Origin of the sequence: Streptomyces sp. NPDC048479 (assembly GCF_040651435.1) — a bacterium.
In the GTDB taxonomy this organism is placed as follows: domain Bacteria; phylum Actinomycetota; class Actinomycetes; order Streptomycetales; family Streptomycetaceae; genus Streptomyces.
The window spans coordinates 1-5595 of the sequence record NZ_JBEZKA010000083.1 but is presented as its reverse complement, the minus strand read 5'-3'; the positions used below and the strand labels follow the sequence as shown (position 1 = coordinate 5595).

The window sequence follows — 5595 nt, the reverse complement described above, 5'->3', positions numbered from 1 at the left end:
TTGTGTTGGTCTCATCCTTACCTACCACTAATCCCCCCCGTAGCGGCCCGCCCCCCCGCGCCCGCGGCCCGGGACGCAAAGCGTTCCGGGCAGCATGCGCGGGCGGCCCTGGGGCTGAGAGCTACCTACGCACGGAGAGCCACCCTCATCAGCGCCAACGGCTGTAGCGCTGGTCCCCAAGGCCGAACTCGCGCCGCCATGGGTCACTTCAGCGTGCTGGGAATCTGCGGCCAGGCCGCCTTCAGTCGCTCAATTGCCTGGGCATGTGATCACTCCGGAACCTGGAGAGGAGCTCGGGGCGGCATGCGCGGGAGCGTTCAGGAAACGGCGATGGCCGGTGCCGCGAAGCCGTGCGGCTTCGCGGCGGAGAGGTGGCTGGCCTCTCCATACCGGCCATCGTGCGGCGCCTGGCCCGCCGGGAGTTCGTCGATCCCTTAAACCAGAGGCCGCGGTCTTACGGTATCCCGCGTGAAACGCGGTTCGGCGCGCTGTAGTCAGGGCGTCGAGGACCGGCGGGCGGCCAGCTCCTCGAGGCGGGAGCGTCTCCAACGCTGCTGGCGCGGTCGGCCGGCACTGCCGCGGCGGTACTCGAACCCGTCGGGCTGCTCGAGATCGGGCAGGAGCCCGTGCCCGAGCGCGCTGATGAAGCTGTCGGCGTTGCTGTACCCGAGGATCCGGGCCGCTTCGGCGGCGCCGACCAGGTCCTCGTTCTCGTCCTGGTCGGCGGCCGGCAGCACACCGCGCTTGCGGGCGGCGGCGACGACGGTAGCCCGGCGCCACTTCTTGCGGGCCCCGCCGCGGCTACCCTCCTCCCTCTCCAGGGTGTCCGGCTCGGGGAGCTCGGGGATGCGCCCCTGGTAGAGGGCGCTGGAGAAGGAAGCGACGCTGCCGTAGCCGAACAGGCTTGCGACCTCGGCCGTACCGAGCAGCTCGTCGGGGTTCCCGTCGACTGGAACTGGGGGCAGCGCGGCGGCCGGGGCGGAGCTGCGCCGGCCCTTGCCGGGGCGGCTGGTAGCCCAGGCGACGATCGTGCCGCGGCGCCACATCGGGCCGTCGATGTCCTCGTCGGGGTCGGGGAAGTACCCGGGCCGGTCGCGGAAGTAGGCGTCGATGGTGGAGGTACGGGTGTAGCCGAGGAGCTTGGCCACCTCCCGCTTGCTCAGCAGCTCGTCCTGGTCGGCCTCGAGTACCGCGGCCGGCAGCGTGCGCTTCTTCGGTGCGCGCTGCGCGAAGAACGCCGCGACCTCGTCGTACCGCCAGAACCGCTTGCGGCCCTCGGTGTGCGCGACCGCGGGGAATCCGCTGTCCGGGTTGTTGCTCCACTCACTGATCCGGGGCTTGCTCGCGCCGAACTCGGACACGATCTGCATGGTGTCCAGGAGCCGCTCGGCGGGAGACATCTGGGCCCCTTTGAAAGGATCAGCAAGGCGGTGCCGACACCCGGTCGAGCGCGACAGGTTCGATAATGCCAAAGCCGGTGGGTTCGTGTCCAGCCCAGCGCCGAGCCTCGCTCCGTTGTCAGTGGCCGGCACTATGTTGATCACCAGTCGAAGGGGGGTGTTCTCATGCAGCTCAGGTACTCGTTCCGCCTGTATCCGAACGGGCCTCACCGTGCCGCGCTGGCCAGGGCGTTCGGGTGCGCGCGGGTTGTCTTCAATGACGGGCTTCGCGCTCGTGAGGACGCCCGTGCTGCCGGCCTGCCGTTCGTCACTACGGCGGAGCTGAGTAAGCGGCTGACCGAGGCGAAGAAGACCCCGGAGCGGGCATGGCTCGGGGGAGTCTCGGCCGTCGTGCTGCAACAGTCCCTCCGGGATCTGGACGGGGCGTACCGGAACTTTTTCAACGGCCTGAAGGGCAAGCGCCCCAAGATGGGGCCGCCCCAATTGAAGTCGAAGAGGGACACGCGGCAGGCCGTCAGGTTCACCGCCAACGCCCGTTGGTCGATCACTCCCGGCGGCGGCTTGCGCCTGCCGAAAATCGGAGACGTCCGAGTGAAGTGGTCCCGCTCCCTACCGTCCACCCCGTCCGCGGTGACGGTGATCAAGGACAGCGCGGGCCGGTACTTCTGTTCGTTCGTTGTAGAGACCGAACCGTCCGAGGTACTGCCCGAGACAACGCCCGAGGTTGGCATAGACCTGGGCCTGGGGCACTTCGCAGTCCTGTCCGACGGGCGGAAGATCGACGCCCCGCGCTTCCTGCGCCGGGCGGAGAGGAAACTCAAGGACGCTCAGCGCTCGCTCTCCCGCAAGGAGAAGGGCGGCAAGAACAGGGAGAAGGCCTGGCACAAGGTGGCTCGCGCTCACGCACGGGTGGCCGATGCACGGCGGGAGTTCCACCACCAGCTTTCAACGACGATCATCCGCGAGAACCAAGCGGTTGCCGTTGAAAACTTGGCGGTCAAAGGTCTCGCCCCCACGCACCTGGCCAAGTCCGTGCACGACGCCGGCTGGTCGGCGTTCCTCGCCATGTTGGAGTACAAGGCCGCACGGTACGGGCGCACCTTTGTACGTATCGGCCGGTTCGAGCCGACGTCGCAGGTCTGCTCAGCGTGCGGTGTGAAGGACGGCCCGAAGCCCCTGCACATCCGGCAGTGGACATGCGGAGCCTGCGGAGTCGTCCTGGACAGAGACATCAACGCGGCGGTCAACGTCGCCAAGGCGGCCGGACTGGCCGTGACAGCCTGTCGAGCGCAGGTAAGCCCGGTACCTGTACCGGCGCAGCGTGTTGAAGCAGGAACCCGCCGAGACGGTCAGCCGACCGTGGTAGGGACCCCCGCCCTTTAGAGCGGGGAGTGGAAGTCAAAGAAGTTCCTCGCCAACAAGGCAGACACCGAAGAGTGCGGCGCGCTCTTCCAGCTCCGTGTAGGCCATGGCGGCCGGCGCGGCATCCCAGGTCGCGAACACGAGGGCGGAGACCGCCTCGCCGCGCGTCATCCCCTCTTCCCACGGAGCGCCCGCTGCAGAGCAGCGCTCGGCGAGCCGGGCGTCGGACAGGTTCGCGGCCTCCCGGCGGATGCCGGATTGGACGTCGGCGACGCCCTCGCACCAGGCGCGGTGGCCTGTGGCGAGAAGGTCCTGCAGCGCGTCCCGGTCACTCAGGTCCTGGGCGCTGGCGGCGAGGTCGAGAAGCAGGGCGGTGGGGTTGGTGTCCATGGTCATCTCCTTCATCCACTGTAAGGGGGCGTGTGCCGGGCCGGGGCCGGACGAACTCGGCCGCGGCACACGGCGGGTATCAGCTGTGGGCGGTGCAGCCGTCGCACAGTGCGCGGCCGTCCTTGCGGGCCAGATCAGGTTCCTTGCGCGGTTCGTTCTTGAGCATTGCCCGCACCTGGTTTTGCAGGGCAGTGAACTCCGGGCCGTCGTCCGGGCAGACGACTCCGGGGTCGGGCGCCCCGCATGTGTTGGCGTGGCGGATCAGATCGGTGATGCGCCAGTCCGCGCGGAAGCTGTCGCCTCGCACCTGCTCGACCTCGGCGTACAAACCGGCCAGCCGCGGCCGCCGGCCGGTGGAGAGCAGCAGGTCGTGCCGGGACGCGAAGCCGCACAGCGCACAGGAACACGGGCCACTCGCTGCCGGTGGCCACGTAGAGGACGGCGGTGCGCTCCAGGTCGATGTCGTGCGCGGCGGGGTCGGTGAGCATCCGTGCGAGATAGACGGTGGAGTCGGCTCCGAGACCCCAGTTGATGACGGTGTCAAGGTCTTCGGTGGTGCTGAGGTCGGGCAGCGACGGCGTGTACGCGGTGCGGGACATTGCGGTCCGTCAAACCTTCTGAGGCGGGCCCGTGCCCGGCGGTGAACGGCCGGGCACGGGGGCGGTTGGGGATGTCAGAGCAGGGCGAGCGCTCGCGCGGGGTCCGGGACCAGGACGGCGCGCTGCTCGGCGAGCAGACGGGCGCTTCCGTCGGCGCGTACGTCCTTGGTGGCGGGCGGGGCGAGCAGGGGCCGGTGGAGGTCGGCTGCGACCTGGGCGGTGTGCATCGCCGCCTCGGCGTGGTCAAGGGCCTCGATGAGGATCACCGCGCGCACGAGCGCGGCGAGCAGGGTCGCACTGGCCCTGAGCGTCGCTCCGCTGGCCTCTGTGCCGGGCCGGTAGAGGCTGACCACCGCGCCGCCGGTCGCGGGGACGGAGCTCAGCAGCTGGGCGTGGTCGTGCGGGTGGGCGCGGTCCAGGCCGCGCGGCAGGACGGCGAGCGTCGCCCGTCCGGCCAGGGCGGCGGCCCGGTGGGCGGCTGCGTCGACGCCGCACGCGAGCGTAGCGGTGACCGTGTGACCGGCCTCGGCGATGGCGGTGGCGAAGACCTGCGCACGGGTGATGGCCTGCTCGGTCGCGTTGCGGTTGCCGGTCACCGCGACGGCGCTGACGGTGAGCTGCGGCAGCTGGTCGCCTCCGCGGGCCCACAGGCCCAGCGGGCAGTCGGGCCCGAGGTCGGCCAGGGCGGCGGGCCAGACCTGTCCGAGGGGATGATGAACTGGCAGGACAGCTGCGCGTTGGCGAGTTCGTCGGTCGGCTGTACTGGGCCAGGCGTCCGCTGTTGTCGTGGCGGACGCGCTGCTCCCAGACCTCCTGGGCGGAGAACTGGGCCAGCTCGGAGGCGAGTTGAGCAGGGGCGAAGTAAGCGGCGAGTGCGGCGCGGGCGGCGCGTTCGGGCCGGGCGGGGCTGGGCACGGCGAACCTCCGTGACGGGGCTGCGGTCGGCGGGATGCCGGTGTCGCGATGGGTGGTGTGCTGGATCGAGGGCGCGGTCAGCGCCCGGTGCGGCTGGGCGCGGTGGCGGCGTCCCAGGACGTGCGCGGCGCGGACTGCCACCAGTCGGTCTCCGGCGCTGCGGCCGGGACCGGAGCCGGGCGGGTTGCCGTGGTGGGGTGGGCCGGTGCGGCGCGGTGAGCCGGCGGGGGTGCGGGAGTGGCGGCCGCACGCGGGGCCCGAGCGGGGGCGCGTCCGGCAAGGACGGCAGGCAAGGTGTCGTCGATGCAGGCGACGTGGTGGGCGAGGTCCACGCCGACCTGTGCGGAGTCGAGATAGAGCGCGTTGTCGCGCAGGGCCACGTTCCCGGTGGCGATCACGTGCACGGCGTCGGTGAGGCATTCGGCGACCTGCCGGGCAAGAGGGCCTGTGACGGTGCAGATGACCGGGACCGGTTCCCCGTCGCGCCACTGGCCGCGTGCACGGTCGTACTCGCGCGGGACCTGCACCACGGTGAACCGGGCGGCGGGCGTGCCACGTTCGGTGTGGCGCAGCTGCACGGTTCCGTAGACGCGGCCACGGACGACGGCGGCGGTCTCTCCGCTCATGGAGGTACTCCTCGATGCGACGAACGTTCTGACAGTGCCGACGAACAGGTTCCATAATACTGAAATAAAGGGCGGGTGTAATCCCCTTTTCCTTCCGGATGGGAACACCCGCCCCGGCGAGGCCGGCCGCAGGGTGTGTGTGGAGGATCAGTCGACGTCTCAGGCCGGGGCCTGGGGGCAGCGCGCTGCCCCCAGGCCCCGGTGCCGTCTAGTACTGCAATCACAGTTACGGGGTGTGTCCGCGTTGTTTGTAGTGGCTGTTGCGGGCGCGTGTCTGGCTGAGTCTGCGCCAGTGTGACCAGT

Annotated in this window: 6 protein-coding genes; 1 reads left to right on the top strand and 5 read right to left on the bottom strand. The window is 70.4% G+C overall.

All coding sequences use genetic code 11. From position 1 onward, the window contains the following. Positions 1-494: 494 nt before the first annotated feature. Positions 495-1400 (bottom strand): hypothetical protein, encoded by a 906-nt coding sequence (locus AB0D12_RS40865; RefSeq protein ID WP_362695069.1) that lies wholly within the window; start codon positions 1398-1400, stop codon positions 495-497. Positions 1401-1565: 165 nt separating this feature from the next. Here AB0D12_RS40865 and AB0D12_RS40860 point away from each other — a divergent pair, with 165 nt between their 5' ends. Further along, complete coding sequence (locus AB0D12_RS40860) at positions 1566-2783, top strand: RNA-guided endonuclease TnpB family protein (RefSeq protein WP_362695066.1); 1218 nt, start codon at positions 1566-1568, stop codon at positions 2781-2783. Positions 2784-2798: 15 nt separating this feature from the next. Here AB0D12_RS40860 and AB0D12_RS40855 read toward each other — a convergent pair whose 3' ends face one another. From AB0D12_RS40855 to AB0D12_RS40840, 4 genes are all read right to left on the bottom strand, one after another. Further along, positions 2799-3152: a hypothetical protein gene (locus AB0D12_RS40855; RefSeq protein WP_362695063.1), complete on the bottom strand. Its 354-nt coding sequence runs from the start codon at positions 3150-3152 to the stop codon at positions 2799-2801. 79 nt (positions 3153-3231) lie between these two features. Further along, positions 3232-3459, bottom strand: coding sequence for a hypothetical protein (locus tag AB0D12_RS40850; RefSeq protein ID WP_362695060.1), 228 nt, complete (start codon positions 3457-3459; stop codon positions 3232-3234). A gap of 366 nt (positions 3460-3825) precedes the next feature. Then, positions 3826-4476, bottom strand: coding sequence for a DNA-processing protein DprA (locus AB0D12_RS40845; RefSeq protein WP_362695072.1), 651 nt, complete (start codon positions 4474-4476; stop codon positions 3826-3828). 267 nt (positions 4477-4743) lie between these two features. Next, a complete protein-coding gene (locus tag AB0D12_RS40840; protein WP_362695057.1) occupies positions 4744-5292 on the bottom strand; it encodes a single-stranded DNA-binding protein in 549 nt (182 codons plus the stop codon). Positions 5293-5595 lie beyond the last annotated feature (303 nt).

What these genes read in the sequence shown, in the direction of transcription:
- AB0D12_RS40865 (WP_362695069.1), bottom strand. Translation starts at nt 1,400, where the DNA reads ATGTCTCCCGCCGAGCGGCTCCTGGACACCATGCAGATCGTGTCCGAG.
- AB0D12_RS40860 (WP_362695066.1), top strand. Translation starts at nt 1,566, where the DNA reads ATGCAGCTCAGGTACTCGTTCCGCCTGTATCCGAACGGGCCTCACCGT.
- AB0D12_RS40855 (WP_362695063.1), bottom strand. Translation starts at nt 3,152, where the DNA reads ATGGACACCAACCCCACCGCCCTGCTTCTCGACCTCGCCGCCAGCGCC.
- AB0D12_RS40840 (WP_362695057.1), bottom strand. Translation starts at nt 5,292, where the DNA reads ATGAGCGGAGAGACCGCCGCCGTCGTCCGTGGCCGCGTCTACGGAACC.